Below are 23,408 nucleotides of genomic sequence, written 5' to 3'. Positions count from 1 at the left end.
GGGAAGCGTCAGGCGAAATGCCGAATGGTCTTGAGCAAGGCCTCGACCTTCGGCTCCGCCTCCTCCAAGCCGCCATAATTGTTGACGAACTGCATGATCTTCGGCTGCACGGCTTCCGCGTTGGGACACGTCCCTTCCGCCGGGAAGTCGAGGCCGTCATAAAGCGGCGGGCACCGCTTTTTCCAGGCGCCCGAACTCATCAGCGTCTCGTGGTAGAGAAGCGCCCAGGCGGCGTAGACGCCGTCGCCGCCGAACTCCACGTACTTGTGCCGGAAATCCTGCCAGGACACGTCGTCGCGCTCATAGCGGAAGGCGACGGTCCAGTAGCTGTTGTGACAGCCCTCGGGCGTCCTCTGTGGAACGAGATAGTCCGCGTCGCGCGCGACCTCAAGATACATCTCGGAGATGCGCCGGCGGATGTCGAGGAACCAGTCCATCCGCTCCGTCTGCGCCAAGCCCATCGCGGCGGCCACTTCCGGCATCCGATAATTGTGCCCGTAGGCGTCGTGACGCTTGTAGGTCGGGTCCTGAAAGATGTCCTTGTTGTTCCGGATGCGACCGTCTTTCGCCTTCAAGGCCGCGTAGCCGAGGCTGCCGAACTTGCGCATCCAGCTCGCATAACCTTCGTCGTTCGTCACGACGATGCCGCCGTCGCCGGTCGTGATGTGCTTCGAATTCTCGGTCGAATAGGAGGTGATGTCCGCGATTTCCGCGATCGGCCGCCCCTTGTAGAGGGCGCCGAAGGCCTCAGCCGCATCGTTGATCACCGCGATCCCGTGGCGCCGGCCAAGCTCCATCAACGGATCGAGATCGCAACTGAGGCCGTAGAGCGAGATCGGCATGATCGCCTTGGTCTTCGGCGTAATCTTCCTGGCGACGTCTTCGGGGTCGATGTTGAATGTGTCCGGGTCGATATCCGCAAAAACGGGAACCGCGTTTTGCGCCAGGATCACGTCGAGATTCGAGATGACGGTCAGCGGAGCGGTGATCACCTCGTCGCCGTAGCCGACGCCCACCGCGTCAAGCGCAGCATGCAGGGTCGAGGTGCCGGAATTGAAGGTGACGGCGTACTGCGCCCCGACCTTCTCGGCGAAAGCCGCCTCGAACCGGTTGTTCATGTTGCCGGACGTGCTGGACCCAAAGCCGGAATCCAGCACCTCGCGGATATAGGTGAACTCCCGTTCGCCGAAGCGCCAAGTATTCTTCATTCGCCTCTCCGAGGTTACGCGTCAGCACCGTTCGGCGTCCGCAGCTCGTCGGCGAGACACCCAAGGTGAATATGGTCGATGTACACGTCGCCCTGTCGATCGTGCTGGCGGAAGACGCCCTCGCGTTGAAAGCCCAACTTCTCGAACACGCGGATCATCGACGGATTGGTGGCCATCGCGCCGGCCGTGAGACGGCGCAGCCCCTCCCCCTCGATCAGACGGCGCGCGAGCGCCCCGAGCGCGTCAGAGGCGAGCCCGCGCCCCCACAGATTCGTGCGGCCGATCATGACGCCGAGGTCCGCCCGCCCGGCGTACCGATCGATCGGCCCCGCCTTCACGGTGCCGACGAACTCGCGCTCGTCCCGCAGGAGGAGCGCGAAAAACCAAACCGCGTCATCCGCCATCAGGCGGCGCGCATAGGCCTCGATCTCCGCGTCGCTCACCTCCCCCGCCAGATACCGCGGCAGATTGAGCGGGGCGACCACGGCCGGATCGCGCAGCCAGCGGCGATAGGCTGGATCGGCCAAATGGCTTTCGTCGAAGGGCGTGAGCGCGACCCGCGCGCCCTCGATCCTCGGCTCGACGCGCGCGTCGCTCACAACGCCGTCCATCCGCCGTCCACCGGCAGCACGACGCCGGTCACATAGGCGGCGGCGTCCGAGACGAGAAAGACGCTCGGCCCGACGAGATCATGCGCTTCCGCCATGCGCTTCAAGGCGGTGCGCCGGTTGTAGGCCGCAACGAAACTGTCGGGCTGACCGGCCGCGACGCCGCCGGGCGCGATCGCGTTCACCCGCACGCCGGTCTCGCCGTAGCGGGCGGCGAGATAGCGGGTGTGGTTGATCATCCCGCCCTTGATCGCCGAATAGGCGGCCGGCGTCGTCATCGTCGTACCGTCGTAGACGTCGAAATCCGGGGCCACCAGTCCGTAGATCGAGGCGACGTTCAGGATCGCGCCGCCGCGGCCCCGGCGCGCCATCGCCTGCGCGGCCGCGTCTGCGGCGACGCAGGACGCCGTCATCTGCATCGTGACGTTCGCGGTCCAACTGGCGGGGCTTTCGCGGGGCGGACCCGCACCCCAGTCGTCGGTGCGCGGATAGGCGCAGTTAATCCAGATGTCGAAGCCGCCGAAGCGCTCGTCCAAGCCTCGGACCAACTGGGTGGCGGCCTCCGGATCGGAGAGATCGGCCGTCTCCACGGAGAAGGCCCGTGCGCCCGGCGCCTCGGCGATGTCGAGGCCGATCGTGTCCGCACCGGCGTCGACCAAGCCCTCGGCCACGGCGGCGCCGATCCGGCCGAGAGCGCCTGTCACCAGGGCCCGTTTGCCGTCGAGGCGGAAGATCGTCATGACGCTTTCTGTTGCGAGAGGCACGGCAAGGCGCGACGGCGGGGCGGCCCGGTTACGGCGGGTCGTCTGAAGGCGCTGCGACGCCCGCGCGAGCCGAGGACGCCCAAGTCGACGACCTTGAGCGCGTTGTATCGAACCAAATGGGGTGGGCGAACCACATTGACCGACGTCTTCGGTCAGCGGCGCGGCGCTTTCCAAGCTACCGCACTCGGCGGGAAAACGCCCCGTCGAGATCGGAGGGTTCTAGGGCCGCGCCGCTGCGCTGTCAAGCGGCTCTCGATTGAACCGACGGGGCGGATCGCGTACCGTCCGCCCCGCCAGCAGGTCCCTTCGGATGACGGTCAATGAACCCGCGCACCCTCCTATCGATCGTCGTCTGCGCGCTCGCCGCGCGGTTCGGCAACCAGCTCTGGATTGCGCTCGGCGACCTTCCGCTCCTGGTCGAGGACGCTAGCTATTATTGGGACCTCGGCCGCTGGATCCCGGAAAGCGGGTGGGCCTATCTGAACCGAGGTCAGCCAGGGGCGCCCTTCCCGGAGGTGGAGCGGATGCCGCTCTACCCCTACTTCCTGGCGATCGTCACCACCCTCTTCGGGCCCCACCTGCAGGCGGTGCTGGCCGTCCAAGCGGCGCTCGACGCCGCGGCGTGCGTGATGATCGGCCTGCTGGCGGCGCGTTGGTCCGCCGGCGCCGGCTTGATCGCCGGGCTGCTGGCGGCCTTCTCGCCGATCCTCGTCATCCACAGCGGGATGATCCTGACGGAGACGCTCTTTCTCACGTTGTTCACCGGGATGCTGCTGCTGGCGCTCCGGTTCTTGGAGCGGCCGACGGCGGGCGCGGCGGGCGGCGCCGGATTGCTGCTGGGCGCGGCGACGTTGGCGCGCTCGGTGACGGCGCCGATGATCGGGGCCATGACCGTCGCCGCCTTCGCCGTCGCCCAGGCGCGCGAGCGTCGCTGGCTCAAGTCGGCAGGGTGCGCCGCGCTGCTGTTCGCCGCCGCCTGCGTGGCGATCTCGCCCCTGCTGACGCGCAACTTCACGGAGCTGGGCGCCGCCTCTCTCAGCGCGCAAAGCGGGCCGCATTTGCTGCTGTGGGTCGTCCCGCTGGTCAAGCAAGCGGAGACGGGCCGGCCGTTCTCCGAGATATCGGCCGAGATGAACGACAAGATTCGCGCCCGGCTGGACGCGCGCGGCGTCTCGTCCGAGTCCACAAATCTGCTGAAACGCAATGCGGAGTTCCGCGCGCTCGCGCTGGAAGAGTTGAGGACCGTCTCGCCCGTCGCATTCGTCAAGGCTTGGGGCGCGGCCGCGGCCCTGAACCTCTTCGCACCGTCGGCCCTGTTGCACCCCGGCGTCCGAAGCCTTCGCGCCGAGGCGTTCTACGACATCGAGGCGGACGGCGCCATTCAGCGCGCGATCGCTTGGACGGTGCGCAGCGGCCCCGCCTTCAGCGCGGTCGTTGTCGTCGGCGGAACGGCGACGGCGATCGCCAATCTGTTGGCGCTCGTCGGGCTCGTCATGTTGGCGCGCCGACATCCGTGGACCGCGCTGTTCGCCGGTCTTTGCGTTCTCTACTTCATGCTGGCGAACGGGCCGGTCCTGTCGCCGAAGTACCGCTTGCCGATGGAGCCTGTGTTGCTGGCGCTGATGGCGCTGCCGATCGACGCGTGGATCAGGCGTCGCCGGGAGCCTTAGGGATCGCGTTGGCCGGAAACGCCAGCCGCACCGTCGTCCCGTCGCCCACCGCGCTCTCGATCTCCAGCCGCCCGCCGTGCAGTTCGATCAACCGGCGGGTGATGGCGAGGCCCAGGCCCGAACCCTCATAGCTTTTCGACATCGAACTTTCGGTGTGCCCGAAGGGTTGGGTGACAAGATCGAGCTTGTCGGCGGGAATGCCGGCCCCCTTGTCGACGACCCGCACCACGACCTCGCCGGTCGCGGCGGGTTCGATGTCGACGCGGATTTCCTGGCCCGCCTCGGAGAACTTGATGGCGTTGGAGAGCAGATTGAGAAGCATCTGGCGCAGGGCCCGTTCGTCCGCCAGCAAGTGCGTGACCTCAGGGTTCGCCTCGAAGCGGATGTCCGTGCTGCGCTCGCGCGCCATCGGCCGGATGAGCTCGATCGCCCCGCCGATGCAGGCGGGCAGATCGACTTCCTGCTCGTCCAGCTCGAACTTGCCCGCCTCGATCTTCGAGAGATCGAGGATCATGTTGATGATCGAGAGCAGATGCGCCGCGCTGGTGTGGATGTCGCTCAGATACTGCTTGTAGCGGGGAACCCCGATCGGCCCGAACAGCTCGTCGCGCATGATGTCGGTGAAGCCGAGGATGGCGTTCAGCGGCGTGCGCAGCTCGTGGCTGACATTGGCGATGAACTCGGACTTGGCGCGGTTCGCGAACTCCGCCTGCAGCTTCGCCTCGTAGAGCGAGCGCTGGGTCTCCGCCTCCTCGGTGACGTTGGAGCCCACCCCGCGGTAACCTTTGAAGGCGCCGGTCTCGTCGAAGATCGGAATGCCGCTCGAGCTGATGACCAGCGTGCGGCCGTCGGGACGGTCGTAGGGATACCGAAAATCGTAGAAGGCGCGCCGGTTCTCCAGATCGTCCAGATGGTCGCGCCAAAGCGGATCGTCCGGCCGGCCGGCCGCCATCTCGCGCCGGCTCTTACCCAGCAGGTCCCGCGCCTCGATCCCGGTCTCCAGGGTCAGCGTGTCGGAGAAGTAGGAGAAGCGCAGGCTCTCGTCCATCTCCCAGAACCAGTCGGACGCCACCTCGGCGTAGTCGCGAAAGCGCCGCTCGCTCTCGCGCAGGGCGCGCTGGACCGAGAGCAGGTCGGTTATGTCCTGCATTGCGCCTTCGTAGTAGAGGGGCGCGCCGGCGCTGTCGCGCACGAGACGCGCGGTCTCGCTGACCCAGAGCGCGCGCCCGTCGCGTCCGACCACCTCCGAGACCAGCCGGTCGATCTCGCCCCAGGCGTTCATCAGCCGGACGAACGCCTCGCGTCGGTTGGGATCGGCGTACCACGCCACCTCGCCGCGCTGCGAGGCCGCCTTCATTTCGGCGACGTCGTCATAGCCGTAAATCGCCGCCAAGGCCCGATTGGCCAGCAGCAGCTCCCCGTCGGGCTTGGTGCGATAGACGCCGAGCGGCAGCGCCTCGACGAGACCGTCGAAACCCCGCTCCGCCTCGCCGTCCGCGCCGCCTGACGCGCCGCCTTCCTGGTCGCGACCGGGTTCGCGACCGGGTTCGGCCCGCTTGGAATGATCGACCATTGAGTGTCGCGCGCCTGATTGGGGGACGCCGCCCCCGCCTGCGTGAAGACGCACTCTAGCCAGAGTGCGAGCCCTTCACAATTCTCACGTGGAGTACGCCGACCCAATCGCCTATTGAGGGCGCCGGCGCGGACCGACGCCCGGCGCGCCCGACGCGCGTCAACCCGGCCGGCGGAACAATCGGGCGTCCGGCGGAACGGGATCGTCCGACAGTTGCGACGCCCGCGAGACGGCCACCGCCTCCTCGATCAGATGGGTCAGCAGCTCGGTGAAGAGCAGCGGCCCCTCCGCCAGCGCCTCCCAAAGGAAATAGCCGAAAGAGCCGGGGCACGGATTGATCTCGTTTAGCCAGATCTCCCCCGTCTTCTCATCTGACAGGAAATCGATGCGCGGCGCGCCGGTCCCTCCGACGATCTCGTAGGCCTCCGCCGCCCAGCGGCGAATTTTCGCTTCCGCGCCGTCCGGCAAATCCGGGTTCAGGTCTCGGGTGAGCGACAGCATCCCCTGGCTGATCTGGCCGGGGGTCTTGCCGCCGCCCTTTTCACCCGACTTGCCGCCGCCGGACATGTACTTCTGCTTGAAATCCAGCAGGTCGTCGCTGCGCTTCGGCCGTTCGATCGCGCTGGTGCGGATTTCGCCGCCGATCCGCGCGACGGCGACGTTGTACTCGACCAGGTTGGGGACGTAGGGCTCCACCACCGCGCGGTCGTCGAGGCGGAATAGCTGCGGCAGCACCTCGAGAAGCGCCTCCACGCTCTCGACCTTGGAGACGCCGATGGAGGAGCCGAGATGCACCGGCTTCACGCAGGCCGGCAGACCGCTTCGCTCGACCGCCGCCTCGACTTGGGCGCGATCGGGAATCAAGCCCTGCGCCGGGCGATCGACATAGCCGCCGCCGAGCAGCGGGATGTCGCCGCCGTCCAGCGCGCGCTTGGTGATCGCCTTATCCATCAGCACGGCCGAGGCCAGCGTGCGCATGCCGGCATAGGGCAACCCCGCGGTCTCGAACAGTCCCTGGATCTTGCCGTCCTCGCCGATATTGCCGTGGAACGCGGGCAGCGCGACGTCGAACGGGATCGGCTTCGGCTTGGAGAACAGGCCGCCGCTCGCCAGCGGCGTCAGACGCCCTTCCCCGCGCGCCGAAACGTCGAGGGTGACGCGCGTCAGCCCGTCAAGCGCGTTGCGGTCGGGGATGTAGGTCGCGCGTTGGCGCAGCGCCTCGCCCACATACCAGTCGCCGCGGGTCGTGATATAGACGGGGAAGGCCTCGAACCGCGTCGAATCCACCGCGCCCAAGGCCTGCAGCCCGGTGACGATGCTGACGTCGTGCTCTGGCGCGCGCCCGCCGAAGAGAACCGCAACCCGCATCTTTCCCGCCATGACCGACCCTTTTCGCCCCGCCGTTCGACGGACCCGGGGGGGGGCCGTCCGCCGCCTCGCGTTTTCAGCGCCAATCAAGGCCGATTCGGGCGCCGATCCAAGGCGTTTCTCGGGCGCGCGCCGCCTGGAAACGCTGTATTCCGCATCCGAATCCCTGTACGAAGCCGCCGTCATGAGCGAAGCCGCCGCGCCTGAGATGGAAACCGTCGCCCTGCCCGGGGCCAAGATGGCCGTGCGCCGGCTCGGCCGGCCGGACGCCGAGGCGTCGCTGCAGCTCATTTGGGCGCATGGCTGGGGCGTCGACCATCGCTTGATGGCCCCGCTGGCGGAGAGTTTTTCCAGCCGCGCCGCCAATTGGCTGATCGACTTCCCCGGCTTCGGCGCGTCCCCCCGACCGGAGGGCGATTGGGGTACGGCCGACTACGCCGACGCGATCGCCGATTGGCTGAAAGGCCTGCCGCGGGCCGAAGGGGCGAAGCGCGTGTGGATCGGGCACAGCTTCGGCGGCCGGGTCGCGGTGCAATTGGCGGCCCGCCATCCGGAGGCGGTCGACGCGATCGTCCTGATCGCCGGGGCCGGCCTGCAGCGCAAGCGCGGCCTGCTGGAACGCTTGGTGCGAGGCGCCAAACGCCTGCGCTACAAGGTGCTGCGGGCGCTGGCGCGGGGCGAGGAGGCGAAGCGCGCGCTGGCGCAACGCTTCGGCAGCGCCGACTACCGCAACGCCGGCGCGATGCGCCCGATCTTCGTGAAAGTCGTGCAGGAGGATCTGAGCGCGCAGGCCGAGCGCGTGCATCATCCGGCCTTGCTGCTGTACGGAACGCTCGACCAGGAGACGCCGGCGGAGTACGGCGCGCGTTACGCCCGGCTGATGGCCGACGCGCGCTTCGTCGAACTGCCGGGCCTCGACCATTACAGCGTCCTCGGCGACGGGCGCCATCAGGTGCTGACCCGCCTCAAGGAGTTTCTCGACAAGCTATGAGCGATTTCCTCTCGATCACCTTGCCGGCGATCCTGATGCTCGCCGGGTTCGCGATCTTCGCGGCCAAGCGGCTTCTCACCTATCTGCACGTCTTCCAGCAGGAGGAATATGACGGGCTGCGCTTCATTCGCTGGCTGGCGCAGAACGTGGCCTTCGACAAGCGGGTGACGATCGCGCTGGCGTTGGCCGGGTTCGCGACGCCGCTGCTCCACGGGGCGGGCGGAATTTCCGGCCATTGGATCGCGACCGCCTTCGCGCTCGTCTTCTTCGTCGGTCAGGCGGCGGTCGAGGCCGATCCGCGAAAAGCCGCCAAGAAGAAGCTGGCCCTGACCCAGCGCGCGCGCCGCATCCTGTTGTTGGCCGGCGCGCTGACCGCGATCCCGGCCGCGGTCTGCGCGGCGATGCCGGCGCCGGTATGGCTGTGGCTCGTCCCGGTTCAGCTGATCCCTTTCGCCCTGCCGCTCGCCGTGCTGATCCTCGCCCCGCAGGAGGCGGCGGTGCAACGGCGGTTCTGGCGGGAGGCGCACGACAAGCTGACGCGCCTTTCCCCCACCGTGATCGGCATCACCGGCTCGTTCGGGAAGACATCGGTGAAGCACATTCTGGGGCATGTGCTGGAGACGGTGGCGCCGACGCTGATCACGCCGGGCAGCGTCAACACGCCGATGGGCGTCGCCCGCGTCGTACGGGAAAGCCTGGGCCCGCATCATAAGTTCTTCGTCGCAGAAATGGGCGCGTACGGCCCCGGTTCGATCGCGCGTCTGTGCCGGCTGGCGCCGCCTGACTTCGCGGCCATCACCGCGATCGGCCACGCGCACTACGAGCGCTTCAAGACGCTGGAGGCCGTCGCCGAGACCAAGTTCGAGCTGGCGGAGGCCGCAATCGCCCGCGGCGGTCGGGTGATCGCGCCGACCGCGCTGAAAGAGATCGGCCCCGCCAAGCAGAAGATGGAGGCGGAGCCCGAGCGCTACGTCACCATCGGCGAGGAGGCCGAATGCGCGCTCCAGATCCTGGAGAGCGAGCAGACGGCCGAGGGCGTACGCGTACGCCTGAAATGGGAGGACGCGGAGCATGAGCTGACCGCGCCGCTGTTCGGCAGCCACCACGCGGTCAATCTGGCGATCGCCTTCGCAGCCGCCTGCGTCATGGGCGTGCGCCCGGAGGACGCCAAGCTGGCGCTCAAGACCGCGCCGCAGATCGCCCACCGGTTGGAGGTGAAGCCGCAGGCCGACGGCTCGGTCCTGGTCGACGACGCCTACAACTCCAACCCGATCGGCTTCCAGGCGGCGGTGGAGACGGTCGCGCTCCTGAAGAAGAAACACGGCGGACGCGGGATTCTGGTGACGCCCGGCATGGTCGAGTTGGGCGCGGCGCACGAGGTGCTGCACCGCCGCGCCGGCGAGGGGGCGGCGCGCCACATCGACGTGCTGATCGCCGTCGCGCCGGAGCGGATCGAGCCGCTGATCGAGGGCTTCACGCGCGAGAAGAAAGAGGCGGGGGAGACCCCGGAAGTTCTGCGCGTCGCCAGTTTCGCGGAAGCGCAGGCTTGGCTCGCGCAAAACCGCCGGGCCGGCGACGTCGTGCTGCTGGAGAACGACCTACCGGATCTGTACGAGCGCAAGCTGTCGCTGTGAGCGGCGGGAGTCTGGGTTATCGCTGTCGAGGGAGAGGCGTTTGCGCCCCGCACTTGAGCTCTGGACGCTGCGCCGTCCTCGGCTCCACAACGTCAGGCCGGACGTGGTCCGGCCCGCCAGCGACCCGCGCCGCCGTCGCGATCCGCCGTTCCCCCGGCACGGGGCCGGGGTGACGGGATGCCCGTGAAAGCGTAGGGGCTCTAACCCCGCGCCGGCGTCCAGCTCTCAGGATCGGCCTCGGCCTGCGCGCCGGTCTCGAGCGCCTTCACCTCATGCCGGCCGTCCGCGCCGACGGCGGGGAACCAGATATAGGGGATGCCTTTGGCGGAGGCGTAAGAGATCTGCTGCTTCAGCTTGCGCGGCTCGTGGAACTGCTCCGTCTTGATCCCGCGGCGCCGCAGGGCGGCGGCGGTCTCGCAGATTTCCTCATAGGACGCGTCGGGCAGCCAGCAGACCATCACCTCGCTCGGCGTCTTGCGGGCGGAGGCGATCTTCCCGTCCTTCACCAGCTTGGAGAAGATGCGCGTCAGCCCGATCGAAATCCCGATGCCCGGCAAGTGCTTGTTCAGCATCGAGCCCACCAGGTTCTCGTACCGGCCGCCGCCGCAAATGGTCGGGAAAGCGGGATCGTCGGCGAATTTCACCTCATAGACCGTGCCGGTGTAGTAGGCGAGCCCGCGGGCGACGGAAAGGTCGGCGACGAACGCGCCTTCCGGATAGTCCTCCAGCGCCTTCATGACGAAGCGCAACTCGTCGAGCCCCTGCTCCAGCAGCTCGCCGGTGACGCCGAGCGCGCGCACCCGATCGACAACGTCGGCCTTGGTCCCCTGAATCTCGGCGAGCTTCAGGACCTGATCGATCGTTGCGGCGTCGAGACCGAGCTCGTCGCTCAGCATCCGCGAGACGCCGTCGGCCCCGATCTTGTCCTGCTTGTCGACGATCCGGATCACCTCATGCGCGTCGGCGACGCCCAGCGCCTTGTAGAAGCCCTCCAGCACTTTTCGGTTGTTGAGGCGCGTGACAGTCGGCCCAACGTCGAGCGCCTGCATCACCTCATAGACGATCGCCGGCATTTCGGCGTCGAAGTGCAGCGGGATCGGGCGGACGTCGACGACGTCGATGTCGCACTGGGTGAATTCGCGAAAGCGGCCTTCCTGCGGTCGCTCGCCGCGCCAGGCGCGCTGGATCTGATAGCGCTTGAAGGGGAAGGTGAGGTCGTTGAGGTTCGCCGCCACATAGCGCGCCATCGGCACCGTCAGGTCGTAATGCAGCGCATAGTCCGGCTCGCGGCCCGCGCCCTCCTCCTCCAACAGCCGGCGCAGGGCGTAGATCTCCTTGTCGGTGTCGCCCTGTTTCAGCAGCACCTCGACCGGCTCCACCGAACGGGTCTCGATCGGCGCGAAGCCGTAGCTTTCGAACACCCCGCGGATGCGCTCGATCCAGGCCTGCTCGACCATCCGGATCTCGGGCAGCCACTCGGGAAAGCCGCTGATCGGCTTCAGCTTCTGTTTCTCAATCATGGGAAGGCGCGGCCTCAGCAGGGAAACACCGGAAAATCCGCGCTCTGCATAGCCGTGCGCCGGCGCGCGATCAAGGCCGGCGGGTCGCCGCGATCCGAACCCCGCCCAGCGCGCCGTCGACGAAGAGCCCCACGAAGAAGCGATAGGCCGGCAGATAGCGGCCGTGATCGGCGACGCCGCCGTCGTCCCGCTCCGCCAAGCCTTCGTACATCTTCAAGCGCACGCGCAGCAACTCGGTCCACGCGGCTGAGAGATCCTCGACGAGGATCGGCTCGAAGCCCGCCTCCGCCAAGTAACGCTCGTAATCGGCGCGCGAGGCGAGCGCATTCAGGCACATCTCCTCCCGCAGGCGGGCTCGAACGTTCTCCCTGAGGTCGTCCCGGGTCACGATGTCGGTGAAAGCGATCCGACCGTCGGGCTCCAACATCCGGTGCGCCTCCCGCAGCAGGGCGGCCTTGTCCGGGATGTGGCACCAAGCCTCCTGACCGATCACCGCCGTAAACTGCGCGTCCGGCAGCGGCGAGTCGACCGCGTCCCCTTCGACGAAGGTCAGTCTGTCCTGCAGCCCCACCGCGGCGGTCAAGCGGCGTGCGGCGTCGATCCGGCTGGGCGTCAGGTCCAAGCCGACGCCGCGGCATCCGGTTCGATGCGCGACCCGGCGCAGCGGACCGCCGACGCCGCATCCGATGTCCAGCACGCGATCCTGCGGTCCGAGTCCGGCGGCCTCGATCAATGCGTCGACGGCGTGGACGCCGCCGTAATGGTCATTGTCGAAACGGCAGAGCTGGTCCGGCGTCCAGTCCTCATCGCCGCCCAAGGTCTCGCGCATGTCGCGCTGGATCTGAGCCAGATTGATCGGGTGCTTGTCGTAGAACCGTCGGACGTCCGACATGCGGGCGCTCTCTTGAAGTGATTTTGCAGCACTATTCGCGTTATAGGGGTATTTGTCAAAAGATGCGCGCCTCGGCAGAAGGCGCGCGGGGCGCCGCACAGAGCGCCGCTCAGAGCGTCGGTTCCGGCCGTCCGCTGGACAGGCGCCAAATGTCGACGTGCGGCGCCTCCGCGATCTCCGCCATCGACGACCACCGGCATTGCGTGTAGCCCAAAAAGCCGGAGACCGCCGTCCCGTCGTCGCTGAGCGGCAAGAGGATCCGCTCTCCGCGCGCCGCGCGACCGGCCGAGTAATAGACCCATCCGCGCATGTAGACGATCGCACCGCGCGTCGCCAGCGGCCCCCACCGGCGAGCGACCACGGCCGCCTGCTCCGCCGGCAGGATGTCAGAGAGCGCCGCCCCCTTCAGCGACGACGAGCCGCGATAGCGCTCGAACACCGCTTCGATCTCGCGTCCCGCGACGCGATAGCGGAATTGCCCGCTGTCGGCCTCGTAGTCGCCTATGAAGACGTGCGGCAGAGCCCACGGGATGGCCAGCGGATCCACCTCCTTGCGCGCCGGCGCCCAGCGGACGCCGCGCAGCCCGTCCCAGTAGGCCGCGAACCGGCGGATATTGGCGTCCTGCAAGAGCTGAAAACCTTGTCCGTCGTCCTCGTGATAGGAGGCGATATCCCCTAGCTCGCCGCCGGGCACGGGCGAGGACGGAGCGTCGAACTCCGTCATACGCCGATTCCTCCCCACCAGACCTGGTCCGGCCCGTCGATCTGCGCAGACGCGCCGTCGCGCACGGCGATCAGGGCGTCGACCATCCCGACGAAAAGGCCCGTCTCGACGACGCCCGGGATCTTGATCAGCCCGTCCTGCAGCGCCGAGGGATCGGCGATCTCGCCGAAGCGGCAGTCGTAAATGAAATGACCGCTGTCGGTGAGGAAGGGATCGTCAAGCCCGCCGCGCAACGCGATATCCGGGCAGAAGGTGCGCAGCCGCTCGGCCGTCGCCTGATGGCCGAAACGCACCACCTCGACCGGCAGCGCAAACGCGCCCAGCCGGCCGACCAGCTTGGAGGCGTCGGCGATGTAGAGCCGCCGGCTCGCCGCGCTCGCCACGATCTTCTCCCACAGCAACGCGCCGCCGCCGCCCTTGATCATGGCGAGATCCCCCGCCACCTCGTCCGCCCCGTCGACGCACAGATCGAGGCGGGTGGTCACGCTCCAATCGACCAGCGGAATGTCGAATGTCTGGGCCAGGTCGATCGAGGCTGCGGAAGTCGGAATCGCGCGAATCTTCAACCCCTCGGCGGCGATCCGCGCGGCCAGCGCCTCGGCGAAGAACTTGACCGTGCTGCCGGTGCCGAGGCCGAGCGTCATGCCGTCCTCAACCTGGGCGGCGGCGGCCGCGCCGACGGCCTGCTTTTCCCGGTCTTGCGGGCTGAGGTCCGCGCTCATCCTCTCCCCCTGCGATCGCGCGTCGCACTCAGGCGTCGCCCGGATAGATCGCGGTCTCCGTGATTTCGATGTCGAAGCCGCTGAGGCCGACATATTGCCGTTCGCGGCTGGCCAGCACACGGATTTTCCGAAGGCCCAAGTCGCGAAGGATCTGCGCGCCGAGCCCGACGTCTCGCCAGTGTTCGCGGCGCGCGGCGTCGCTTTCCGCGCCCTCGCCGTCGGCCGCCGCCTCAAGCGCCTGGACGCGGCGGCTTTCGCTGACGCCGGCCGCGCCGTGGCGCAGATAGACGAGCACGCCGGCGCCGTCCTCGCGGATCCGATCCAGGGCCGCCATCACCGGCCGGTCGGCGCCGCCGAAGGCGTCCTGCAGCACGTTTTCGACATGCAGGCGGACCAGCACGTCCTCGCGCCCCTCGATGTCGCCATAGACGAGCGCCACATGCTCGGCCTGATCGTACTGCGTCGAATAGGTGATGGCGCGCATCGGGCCGATCGCGGTGTCCGTCATGCGCTCGTCGAGACGCTCCACCAGCTTCTCGCGTTTCTGGCGATAGGCGATCAGGTCGTCGATCGAGACCAGCGCGAGATCGTGCTCGCGCGCGAAGCTCTCAAGATCCGCGCCTTTCTTCACCGAACCGTCGTCATTCACCAATTCGCAGATCAGCCCGGCGGGGGCGCAGCCGGCGAGCTTCGCCAGATCGACCGCGGCCTCCGTATGGCCGGTGCGGATCAGAACGCCGCCGTCCTTGGCGACCAGCGGAAAGATGTGGCCGGGGCGCACGAAATCGGCCGCGCCGACATTCGGGTTGGCGAGCGCGCGCACGGTGTTGCAGCGCTCCTCGGCCGAAATGCCGGTGGTGAGCCCGTGGCGATAGTCGATCGACACGGTGAAGGCGGTCGACAGCGGCGCGTCGTTCTCGGCCACCATCGGCTGCAGGTTGAGGGCCTTGGCCTGACGGCCCTCGATCGGCGTGCACAGGATGCCGCTGGTGTGGCGAACGATGAAAGCGACGGATTCGGGCGTCGCCTTTTCGGCCGCCATGATCAGATCGCCCTCGTTCTCGCGATCCTCGTCGTCCACCACCACGACCGGCCGGCCGGCCGCGATCTCCGCCACCGCCTTTTCGATCGGATCCAGGGTCATCTTCGCCATGAACTGCGCCTTGTTTTCTCATACCGTCCGCGGGCGGTGATATACGGGGACGACCCCGGTTTGACCAGCCCCGCCGGCCCTACAGAGGCCGCAGCCCCTCACGGCGGCGGCGGGATGGGTCGGCGGCGTTCGATCAGGATGAAGGCGACGCCGGCGACGACCACCGCGCCGCCCAGCAGCACCTCGAACGAGGCCTCCTCGCCGAGGATCACGATCCCGCCGATCAGCGTGGCGACCGGGATCAGCAGCAGGAAGGGGCCGACCTGGCTGACCGGATAGCGGCCGAGCAGGTGATACCAGAGCCCGTAGCCGAGCGCCGTCATCACCACGCCGAGATAGAGCACCGTCGCCCAGATCGTCCAATCGGCCTCTGCGATCAGGCGGATATGATCTTCCTCAAACAGCCAGCTGGCGGCGAACAGCTGCGGGGCGGCGAAGGCCGCGACCCAGGCGACCAGGGTGAAGCCGCCGACCTCGCCCAGTCGGCGCACCATGATCTGCCCCGCCGACCAGACCACCAGTCCGGCGATGAAGACGGCGAGCCAGAACCACTCCGCCTGCAGCTTGGGGTCGCCGGTCATAAGCACGACGCCGGCGAAGCTGACGGCGATGCCCATCAGTTTGCGCAGGCCCGGCTTGTCCCCCAGGATCGCCCAGCCCATCAGGACGAGAAGCGGGGTCTCCAACTGCACCACGATCCCGGCGGTCGACGCGTCGAGATACTGCAGCGCCGTGAAGGTCATGGAGTATTGGATGGTGGCCGAGACCAGCGCGATCAGGGCGATCTGCTTGAACAGCGCCTTGGGCGGCTTCACGAACCAGATCAGCACCAGCGCAGTGACCGTAAAGCGCAGCGCGATCAGCAGGATCGGCGGGAAATGCGCGATCGCCCCCTTGGCGAATACGAACCCCATCCCCCAGATGACCGGCACCGATAAGGCCAGAAAAAAATCGAGCGGGCTCAGCCGCATGATCGAGCGCTCCCCTCAGACCGGGGGCTACGCTAGGGGGCCGGACCGTGGGGATAAAGAGGATTTTACAAGCGTCGTTCGACGGAGAAGAACCGCGTCACAGCGCGGCCTTTCCCTGTCAGGCGACGGGCGCCCCCGCGCAGGCGGGCGCCTAGTGAAGGTCGCTCCGGCAGCAATGCAGGGCGCGAGAGGTCCCCGCCTTCGCGGGGACTCCCGCATGGCGGCGTGACTTGACGACGCCGCTTGCGGCTGGCGTCGCCCCTTAAAGCGCCGCCTCAGCCCGGTACTTCTGGCGCAGCATATCGAGCGGGACCGCCTTGGCGGCGTCGGTCTTCACCTGCCAGTAGGTCCAGCCGTTGCAGCTGGGCGCCCCCTGGACGGCGGCGCCGACCTGATGGATCGATCCCTTGTGGTCGGCCGAGATGATGGTGCCGTCGGCGCGGACCTTGGCCGTGTGCCGGCGACAGGGGCTGACCAGCAAGGCGCCCGGGGAGAGCATGCCGGTTTCCACCAGCGCGCCGAAGGGGATGCGGGGCTCCTTGCGCTTCGGCGTCGTGTGGGCGACGGCCTCCGCGTCATTCGCCTCCGGGATCGCGGCGAGACGCTTCTTGGAGACGGCGACGTAGGCTTCCTCCCGCTCGATCCCCAGATAGCGGCGGCCCAGCTTCTTGGCGACCGCGGCCGTCGTGCCCGTCCCCGAAAACGGGTCCAGCACCAGATCGCCCGGATCGGTCGAGGCGACGATCACGCGATGCAGCAGCGCCTCCGGCTTTTGCGTCGGGTGGGCCTTCTTACCGTCGGGGCCTTTCAGCCGCTCCTCGCCCGTGCAGATCGGCAGCACCCAGTCGGAGCGCATCTGCAGATCGTCGTTGAGCGCCTTCATGGCCTCGTAATTGAAGGTGTATCGCGCGTCCTGGCTTTTCGAGCACCAGACCAGCGTCTCGTGCGCATTGGTGAAGCGCCGGCCCTTGAAGTTGGGCATCGGATTGGTCTTCACCCACACCACGTCGTTCAGCACCCAAAAACCGATATTTTGCAGCGCCGCGCCGACCCGGAAGATGTTGTGATAGCTGCCGATCACCCAGAGCGTGCCCGTCGGCTTCAACACCCGGCGCGCGGCCGCCAGCCAGTCGCGCGTCAATCGGTCATAAGCGTCGAAATCGTCGAACTTGTCCCAATGATCGTCGACGGCCGCCACGCGGCTGTTGTTCGGCCGATAAAGATCGCCCCCCAACTGCAGATTATAGGGGGGATCCGCGAAGATCATATCAACGGATTCTTTCGGAAGACTACGCATATAGTCAACGGAATCCGCACAGACTATTTGATTCTCAGGGACTTTTTTCATGGTGCTCTCATGTCGACTTGCCAGGGCCGGTGTCGAATCATGAGTCTCCGGACGAGTCCGGTCAATAACTATCTGGATTCTCTTAGCTTTTTACTATATGTAGAGTCTCGACCGCCGATTGGGACTCAATATCTAGCGCCATCTGCAGCCGCGCGCGCACCGGCGCGAAGGACCGGCGGTGGTGGACGGTGACGCCCAGCGTCCGGATCGCCTCCAGATGCGCCTTCGCGCCGTAGCCCTGGTTGGTCTCCCAGCCGTACCCGGGATGGGCGCGCGCGAGCTCGCCCATGATCCGATCCCGCGCCACCTTGGCCAGGATCGAGGCCGCGGCGATCGAGAGCGACCGGCCGTCGCCCTTCACCACCAAGGCCGTCGGCAGGCCCAGCCGCGGGTCCGCATTGCCGTCGACCAGCGCGGCCGACGGCGGCTCGGCCAGCGCCTCTAGCGCCCGGCGCATGGCGAGCATGGAGGCCTGCAGGATGTTCAGACGGTCGATCTCCTCGACGCTGGCCTGCGCGACGGCGAAGCCGGCGAGCGCACCGGGCGCCGTCAGCGCAGCGAACAAATCCGCACGCGTCGTCGCAGAGAGCGCCTTGCTGTCGTCGACCGCCGCGGCGAGGTCCGGAGCCAGCCCGTCGGGTCTCAGGACAGCCGCGGCCGCCACGACCGGTCCGGCGCAGGGACCCCGCCCCGCCTCGTCCAAACCGACGATCGGCGCGTCCTCGGCGAGCGCGAAGCGCGCGCGCAGCGCCGCTTCTTCAGACAGGTCCGGCATGACGACAGGCCGCCTCCCTAACGCTTTCGGTCCCCTGGTTTAGACGCGTCCGCCCCCGCCGTCGAGGGATCGCGCTCGCCCTTCGCGGCGCCCTTTCGGGCTTGAGCGCTTTTTCCGGCGGCGGTTTTCCCGGCGGCCTTTTTCCCGGCGGCCTTTTTCCCGACCGCCTTCTTCGGGGTCGTCTTTTTTGGCGCCGTCTCCTTCCCGGAAGACGTCTTCCCCGCCTTTTTGGATTGAGCTTTCATCGGCGACGCGTCTGCGGACGGCGCCGAGTCGGCGGGCTTGGCCGCCGTCTTTTTCGCCGCCGCTTTCTTGGAGGCGGCTTTCTTGCGATCCGCCTTCTTGGGCGCCGCCTTTCCGCCCGGCGTCTCCAGGGGTGACGCATCCTGCGACGGCCCTGTGTTCGGGGCCGCCGCGCGCGGCGCGTCCCGTCCGCCCTCGGCGACGGCGGCGTCGGCGGCGCGAATGGCGTCGGCGACGCGCGCGCGGGCCTGTTTGCGCCGGGGTCCGGCCTGCGGGGCGGGCGCGATGCGCCGGGCCGCCGCCTCCAGGTCGAAGGGCGTCTTGCCGCCGGAGGCCGTCTCGGGCGAGAGGCTGCCGCGCGCCGCCCGGCGGGCGCGGCGCTCGGCCCGCCCGTCCTCCACCTTGTCCTGCATCGAGGCGGCGGAGCGGAAGGCGAGCGCAACGGCGGCGCGCGAGGCCCGTTTCGTCACCCGCCATTCGCGCACATAGGCGAATTTGAGCAGCCCGCCAAGCGAGCCGATATTCTTCGCCGCCCGGTGATGCAGGCGGTGGGAGAGGTCGGTGTAGATCGGGCTCATGACCAGCGAGATCACGGTCAGCGCCACGATCATCCGGTGCACCTCCTGATCGATCACCGCGGCCGACAAGCCTGCGGCGGCCAACAGGAAGGAGAACTCGCCCAACTGACCGATCACGAGGGAGACCTGGAAGCTCGTCTGCCAGCTCTGCCCCTGGACCCGCAGAAGCGCGGTGTTGAGCGCCGTCTTGAAGACCGTGGTCGCGGCCCACAGGGCCAGCAATAGCCCCAAATTGGCCCAGACGAAGGGCAGATCGATCAGGAGCCCGACCGACAGGAAGAAGACCATCATCAGGACGGCCTGAACGGGCACGGCGTTTTCGTGCACCTCCGCGCGCTGCGCGCTGTTGCCGACGATAAGGCCGGCCAGGAACGCGCCGAAGGCCGGCGACAGCCCGATGAGGCCCGCGAGCGTCGCGAAGGCGAAGCACCAGGTCAGCGCCACCAGCGGCGTCAGAGCCGGGTTCTGCATGGTCAGTTGGTGGAACGGCAGATTGACCTTGGTGCGCCGCGTCAGCACCAGGATGAACAGCAACAGCAGGCCGACCGACAGCGCCACCTCGAAAATCACGACCGGATTGATCAACCCCTCGCCCGACAGGTTGGAGATGATCACCAGCATCGGCGCGACCGCCAGATCCTGCGCGATCAGCACGCCGACGGCGACCTTGCCGACATTGTTGCGCAGGTCGCCGGAATCCTCGAGCACGTTGATGGCGACCGCGGTAGAGCTGAGCGCGAGGCAGAACCCGAACAAAAGCGCCCATTCGAACGGCCATCCCAGCCACACGCCCACGCCGTAAACCGCGGCCACGCTGGCCAGGATCTGCACCATCGAGGTGATCAGCGCGATCTTCCAGATATGGCGGAAGGCGCGCAGGCTGAGCTCCATGCCGACGAAATAGAGCAGCATGATGATGCCGAGCTCGGCCAGAAGGTTGATGGTCTCGCGGTTTTCGACGAGACCCAGCGCGCTCGGCCCCAGCACGACGCCCGCCAGAATGTAGCCGACGATCGGCGGCTGTTTCAGGCGGACCATCATCATGCCGCACAAGGTGGCGGCGACGGCGATGAGGGCGATGCCGGTGAGGTCGGGTCCGTGCATGTCGGAAAGCTTAACACATGCGACCGGATCGGCTAGGCGCGCCGCCGCCGTCGCGTCCGAACAAGCCTTGCCCTTTCATGGAAGAGGGAGCTTTTCGACGCTCCCTGATCTTGAGCGCGCCCGCCGAACCTGCGACGCTCCCACTCATGACGATCCCTACGACGATGAGCGCCATGCTGCTGACCGGGCATGGCGGGCCGGAAAAGCTGATCTATCGCGACGACGTCCCGGTTCCGCGACCGGCGGCGGGCGAGGTGCTGATCGAGGTTTCCGCCTGCGGCATGAACAACACCGACATCAAGGTGCGCGAAGCCGCCTATGCGGTGGATTTCGATCCGAATTCCGGCGAGGAGGAGACGACCGCCGCCGCCTCCATCGCATCGGCCGACGGCGAGACGACGCTCTCCTTCCCGCGCATCCAGGGCGCCGACACGGTCGGGCGCATCGTCGCCGTCGGCGAGGGCGTGCCGGAGAGCCGCGCGGGCGAGCGGGTGCTGGTCGATTTCAGCCTTTATCACGGCCGCGACGCGAACGGCCGGCCCTGCATGGATCTGTGGAACGTCGACTATATCGGCCACGGCCGTGACGGCGGCTATGCGGACTATGTGACGGTCCCGACCGAGAACGCCCACGCGGTCAAGACCGACATCCCGGATGCGGCCCTCGCCACCTTCGGATGCTCAACCCAGACGGCCGAGCATATGATCGCGCGGGTGCGCGTCGAGGCCGGGCGGCGCGTCCTGGTGACCGGCGCCGGCGGCGGCGTCGGCTCGGCTGCGGTGCAGCTGGTCCGAGCCCGCGGCGCGCATCCGATCGCGGTGACCAGCCGGTCAAAGGAAGCGACCCTGATCGAGTTCGGCGCCGAAGCCTGCATCGCGCGCGAGGATTTCACCGACGAGACGGGCCGATTCGACGGCGAGCGTTTCACCGCCGAGATCGCCAGGGCCGCCGGCGGGCGCTGCCGCATCGACGCGGTCATCGACCAGGTGGGCGGGGCGATGTTCCACCCGCTGCTGCGCAGCCTGAAGCCGGACGGGCACTACATCACCGCCGGGACGATCGCCGGCTACACCCCGCGGATCAATCTGCACACGGTCTATATGGCCTTCCTCAACATCCACGGCTCCAGCCAGGGCCAGCCGGAGGATTTCGCGCGCATCGTCCGCTATATCGAGGAGGGGGCGATCACGCCGGCGCTCGGCGGGGTCTGGCGGCTCTCGCAGCTGCACGCCGCGCAGGAGGCGTTCAAGACCAAGGCCCATATCGGCAATCTCGTCGTCGTCCCGGACCGCAAATGGGACGAGATCGGCGCACCCCGCCATGACTGATCGGCGGGCGGAAAGCGGCCCGCCCGGCCCGGCGCTCCGGCTGGCGGAGATCGAGGTCGGCGGCGACGTCCACCGCATCATCCTGGACGGCGTGACCGTGCCCGAGGGATTGAGCGCGCACGCCGCGCGCAAGCTGTTCATGGAGGAGTACGACGCGCTGCGCCGTCTCCTGCTGACGCCGCCCTACGGCAATGAGGACATGTGCGTCGACCTGCTGTTTCCCTCGATGCGGCCCGAGGCCGCCTCCGCCTACATCGTGATGGAGTGCATGGGCTATCCGCACTTCTCCGGCTCCAACACCATGGCGACGGCGGCGGCGCTGGTGGAGTACGGGCGGACGCCGGCTGAGGACGGCTGGACGACCGTGACGGTCGAGGCGCCGAGCGGCTTGGTCGAGACCCGAGTCCGCCGCGCGGCCGGCCGGATAGAGGAGATCGTAATCCGCGCCGACGACGCCTACGTCATCGAAGACGGGCTTACGGTAAACCTGCCCGGCGTCGGGCGCGTCGACTACGCCCTGGTGTGGAGCGGCGCCGGCTTCGTGATGGTCGACGCCGACAGCCTCGGCGTCACCGTCGACGAGACGGAGGCGGGCCGGCTGAAGGAGATCGGCCTCAAACTGATCGAGGCGGTGCGCCCCACCTTCGAGCATACGCACGCCGCCATCGGGCCGATCGAATCCATCGGCTTCGTGCATTTCATGGGGCCGCTGTCGCAGGGGGCCGACGGGCGCTTCGCCTCACGCGGGGCGACCTACGGCCATCCGGCGACCTTGTTCTATTGCCCGACCGGCACGGGCACGGCCGCACGCATGGCGCTGGAGACGACCCGCGGGCGCATGGGCTCGGACGCGGTCTACGACATCACCTCCGCCCACGGCCACGTCTTCACCGGCCGCACGGTGACGGACGAGACGCGCGACGGCCTGCGTCTGATCGGGGCCGAGATCGCGGCCAAACCCTACGTGCTGGCGACGACGACGCTCTATCTCGACCCGGCCAATCCGCGGATCGGCGCGCTGTATGGACTGGGGAGCGTGTTGGCGGGGTAGCGATGACGGAGCGCGCCTTCAGCGAGATCCCGGGTCGGCCTGTCGGCCGCCCGGGATGACAGCTATTGTATGATGTCGACGTAGAGATCGCGCCACCCTGGGTTCTCGCGCTCGATCATCGCGATCTTCCACGAACGCCGCCAACGCTTGATCGACTTTTCCCGTCGGATGGCGAGGGCGATTTCTTCATGCGCCTCGAACCAAACCAATGTGTCGACGCCGTAGCGCTGCGTGAACCCGCCAACGACCTTTTCCTTGTGCTCCCAGACGCGTTTCACGAGATCATGGGTGACGCCGACGTAGAGGACGCCATTGGGCCGCGAGGCGAGGATGTAGACGTAGGCGTACGCCATCCACCCTCTTTACACGAAGTTTCTGAACACGCCTACTACCTGTCATCCCGGTCGGAGCGCAGCGCAGAGCCGGGATCTCGAAGTCAGCGCGCCGGTCGCGAGATCCCGGGCCGGCCTGGCGGCCGCCCGGGATGACAGCGCTATCCGTCTCATAAGAGAATGTCATCCCGGTCGGAGCGCAGCGGAGAGCCGGGATCTCGACGTTCGCGCGCCGATCGCGAGATCCCGGGTCGGTCTATCGGCCGCCCGGGATGACATTTCTAGGCGCGTCGGCCTTCGACCCTACCCCTCCCGATGATAGGGATGGCCGGCCAGGATCTGTTGGCAGCGGTAGATCTGCTCCGCCAGCATGGCGCGTACGAGCAAATGCGGCCAGGTGAGCGAGCCGCAGGCCAACACCAGATCGGCCTGCGCGCGGATCGCTGGATCCAGCCCGTCCGCCCCGCCGATCAGAAAGCACAGGTCGCTCTTGCCGTCGAGGCGCTTGGCCTCGATCCACTCCGCGAGCTTCATGCTGGTGATGTTGCGCCCGCGCTCGTCGAGCGCGACGAGAAGCGCCCCCTTCGGCGCCGCCTCCAGCAGCAGCTTCGCCTCGGCGGCCTTGAGCGCGTCGCCCTCAAGGCTCTTCTTGGCCTCGACCTCCTTGAGGAAGAGCGGCCAGGAAAGACGCTTCACATACTCGTCGTAGAGCTGCTGTTCGGGCCCGCTGCGCCCGCGTCCGACGGCGGCGATGGTGATTCGCATGGGACGGCCTCAAATCTGTCGCCGGGCGGCCGGCGCCGCGCGCACCGGGTCGCGCGCCCCGCCGGCCCCAGGAAATGGGTGGGACC

21 protein-coding genes are annotated in these 23,408 nt (G+C 67.8%); 5 read left to right on the top strand and 16 right to left on the bottom strand.

The features are described 5' to 3' along the window. Positions 1 to 8: 8 nt before the first annotated feature. From RIB45_RS10220 to RIB45_RS10210, 3 genes are read right to left on the bottom strand one after another with little or no spacing between them, the layout of a single operon-like run. Positions 9 to 1,208, bottom strand: a complete 1,200-nt coding sequence (locus RIB45_RS10220; protein ID WP_350050165.1) for a DegT/DnrJ/EryC1/StrS family aminotransferase — start codon at positions 1,206 to 1,208, stop codon at positions 9 to 11. Positions 1,209 to 1,222: 14 nt separating this feature from the next. Then, positions 1,223 to 1,807, bottom strand: coding sequence for a GNAT family N-acetyltransferase (locus RIB45_RS10215; RefSeq protein ID WP_350050164.1), 585 nt, complete (start codon positions 1,805 to 1,807; stop codon positions 1,223 to 1,225). Beyond that, positions 1,804 to 2,556 (bottom strand): SDR family oxidoreductase, encoded by a 753-nt coding sequence (locus tag RIB45_RS10210; protein ID WP_350050163.1) that lies wholly within the window; start codon positions 2,554 to 2,556, stop codon positions 1,804 to 1,806. The genes RIB45_RS10215 and RIB45_RS10210 overlap by 4 nt, the downstream gene beginning before the upstream one ends. Positions 2,557 to 2,900: 344 nt before the next feature. Here RIB45_RS10210 and RIB45_RS10205 point away from each other — a divergent pair, with 344 nt between their 5' ends. Beyond that, positions 2,901 to 4,250, top strand: coding sequence for an ArnT family glycosyltransferase (locus RIB45_RS10205; RefSeq protein ID WP_350050162.1), 1,350 nt, complete (start codon positions 2,901 to 2,903; stop codon positions 4,248 to 4,250). Here the strand turns inward: RIB45_RS10205 and RIB45_RS10200 are convergent. Both RIB45_RS10200 and RIB45_RS10195 read right to left on the bottom strand, forming a co-directional pair. Continuing rightward, positions 4,228 to 5,823, bottom strand: a complete 1,596-nt coding sequence (locus RIB45_RS10200) for a PAS domain-containing sensor histidine kinase (RefSeq protein WP_350050161.1) — start codon at positions 5,821 to 5,823, stop codon at positions 4,228 to 4,230. The genes RIB45_RS10205 and RIB45_RS10200 overlap by 23 nt on opposite strands. Before the next feature lie 159 nt (positions 5,824 to 5,982). After that, positions 5,983 to 7,203, bottom strand: coding sequence for a D-alanine--D-alanine ligase (locus RIB45_RS10195; protein ID WP_350050160.1), 1,221 nt, complete (start codon positions 7,201 to 7,203; stop codon positions 5,983 to 5,985). A 172-nt stretch (positions 7,204 to 7,375) separates the two neighbouring features. Here RIB45_RS10195 and RIB45_RS10190 point away from each other — a divergent pair, with 172 nt between their 5' ends. Next, the gene (locus tag RIB45_RS10190; RefSeq protein WP_350050159.1) at positions 7,376 to 8,182 is read left to right on the top strand and encodes an alpha/beta fold hydrolase; all 807 of its coding nucleotides are present in this window, start codon (positions 7,376 to 7,378) and stop codon (positions 8,180 to 8,182) included. Beyond that, a complete protein-coding gene (locus RIB45_RS10185; RefSeq protein WP_350050158.1) occupies positions 8,179 to 9,816 on the top strand; it encodes a Mur ligase family protein in 1,638 nt (545 codons plus the stop codon). Before RIB45_RS10190 ends, RIB45_RS10185 begins: the two co-directional genes overlap by 4 nt. A 200-nt stretch (positions 9,817 to 10,016) precedes the next feature. Here RIB45_RS10185 and hisS read toward each other — a convergent pair whose 3' ends face one another. The 9 genes from hisS to RIB45_RS10140 all read right to left on the bottom strand — a co-directional run bounded on the left by hisS (position 10,017) and on the right by RIB45_RS10140 (position 19,846). After that, a complete protein-coding gene (gene hisS, locus RIB45_RS10180; protein WP_350050157.1) occupies positions 10,017 to 11,336 on the bottom strand; it encodes a histidine--tRNA ligase in 1,320 nt (439 codons plus the stop codon). Positions 11,337 to 11,406: 70 nt separating this feature from the next. Continuing rightward, on the bottom strand, positions 11,407 to 12,228 hold the full coding sequence (locus RIB45_RS10175; protein WP_350050155.1) for a class I SAM-dependent methyltransferase: 822 nt from the start codon (positions 12,226 to 12,228) through the stop codon (positions 11,407 to 11,409). 109 nt (positions 12,229 to 12,337) lie between these two features. Further along, the gene (locus RIB45_RS10170) at positions 12,338 to 12,952 is read right to left on the bottom strand and encodes a PAS domain-containing protein (protein ID WP_350050153.1); all 615 of its coding nucleotides are present in this window, start codon (positions 12,950 to 12,952) and stop codon (positions 12,338 to 12,340) included. After that, a complete protein-coding gene (gene rpiA, locus RIB45_RS10165; protein ID WP_350050152.1) occupies positions 12,949 to 13,674 on the bottom strand; it encodes a ribose-5-phosphate isomerase RpiA in 726 nt (241 codons plus the stop codon). The genes RIB45_RS10170 and rpiA overlap by 4 nt, the downstream gene beginning before the upstream one ends. A 28-nt stretch (positions 13,675 to 13,702) precedes the next feature. Next, the gene (ribB, locus tag RIB45_RS10160; RefSeq protein WP_350050151.1) at positions 13,703 to 14,827 is read right to left on the bottom strand and encodes a 3,4-dihydroxy-2-butanone-4-phosphate synthase; all 1,125 of its coding nucleotides are present in this window, start codon (positions 14,825 to 14,827) and stop codon (positions 13,703 to 13,705) included. A gap of 98 nt (positions 14,828 to 14,925) precedes the next feature. Continuing rightward, complete coding sequence (locus tag RIB45_RS10155) at positions 14,926 to 15,798, bottom strand: DMT family transporter (protein WP_350050150.1); 873 nt, start codon at positions 15,796 to 15,798, stop codon at positions 14,926 to 14,928. A gap of 262 nt (positions 15,799 to 16,060) precedes the next feature. Further along, a complete protein-coding gene (locus RIB45_RS10150) occupies positions 16,061 to 17,146 on the bottom strand; it encodes a site-specific DNA-methyltransferase (RefSeq protein ID WP_350050149.1) in 1,086 nt (361 codons plus the stop codon). Positions 17,147 to 17,228: 82 nt separating this feature from the next. Further along, positions 17,229 to 17,921 carry a ribonuclease HII gene (rnhB, locus tag RIB45_RS10145; RefSeq protein WP_350050148.1) on the bottom strand — a complete coding sequence of 231 codons (693 nt, stop codon included), beginning with the start codon at positions 17,919 to 17,921 and terminating at the stop codon, positions 17,229 to 17,231. A 17-nt stretch (positions 17,922 to 17,938) separates the two neighbouring features. Further along, positions 17,939 to 19,846 carry a cation:proton antiporter gene (locus RIB45_RS10140; protein ID WP_350050147.1) on the bottom strand — a complete coding sequence of 636 codons (1,908 nt, stop codon included), beginning with the start codon at positions 19,844 to 19,846 and terminating at the stop codon, positions 17,939 to 17,941. A gap of 146 nt (positions 19,847 to 19,992) precedes the next feature. Between RIB45_RS10140 and RIB45_RS10135 the strand changes: the two genes are divergently transcribed. Continuing rightward, positions 19,993 to 21,174, top strand: coding sequence for an alcohol dehydrogenase catalytic domain-containing protein (locus RIB45_RS10135; protein ID WP_350050146.1), 1,182 nt, complete (start codon positions 19,993 to 19,995; stop codon positions 21,172 to 21,174). Then, positions 21,167 to 22,225 carry a proline racemase family protein gene (locus RIB45_RS10130; RefSeq protein ID WP_350050145.1) on the top strand — a complete coding sequence of 353 codons (1,059 nt, stop codon included), beginning with the start codon at positions 21,167 to 21,169 and terminating at the stop codon, positions 22,223 to 22,225. Before RIB45_RS10135 ends, RIB45_RS10130 begins: the two co-directional genes overlap by 8 nt. Before the next feature lie 62 nt (positions 22,226 to 22,287). On the opposite strand, the gene RIB45_RS10125 is transcribed toward RIB45_RS10130, so the two are convergent. Further along, a complete protein-coding gene (locus RIB45_RS10125; protein WP_350050144.1) occupies positions 22,288 to 22,578 on the bottom strand; it encodes a GIY-YIG nuclease family protein in 291 nt (96 codons plus the stop codon). A 282-nt stretch (positions 22,579 to 22,860) separates the two neighbouring features. Next, complete coding sequence (gene rlmH, locus RIB45_RS10120) at positions 22,861 to 23,322, bottom strand: 23S rRNA (pseudouridine(1915)-N(3))-methyltransferase RlmH (protein WP_350050143.1); 462 nt, start codon at positions 23,320 to 23,322, stop codon at positions 22,861 to 22,863. Positions 23,323 to 23,408 lie beyond the last annotated feature (86 nt).

Source organism: Marivibrio sp. (genome assembly GCF_040218065.1).
Classification (GTDB): domain Bacteria; phylum Pseudomonadota; class Alphaproteobacteria; order UBA8366; family Aestuariispiraceae; genus Marivibrio.
Note: the sequence above shows the minus strand (reverse complement) of the source record. Positions and strands in the feature narration are given on the sequence as shown.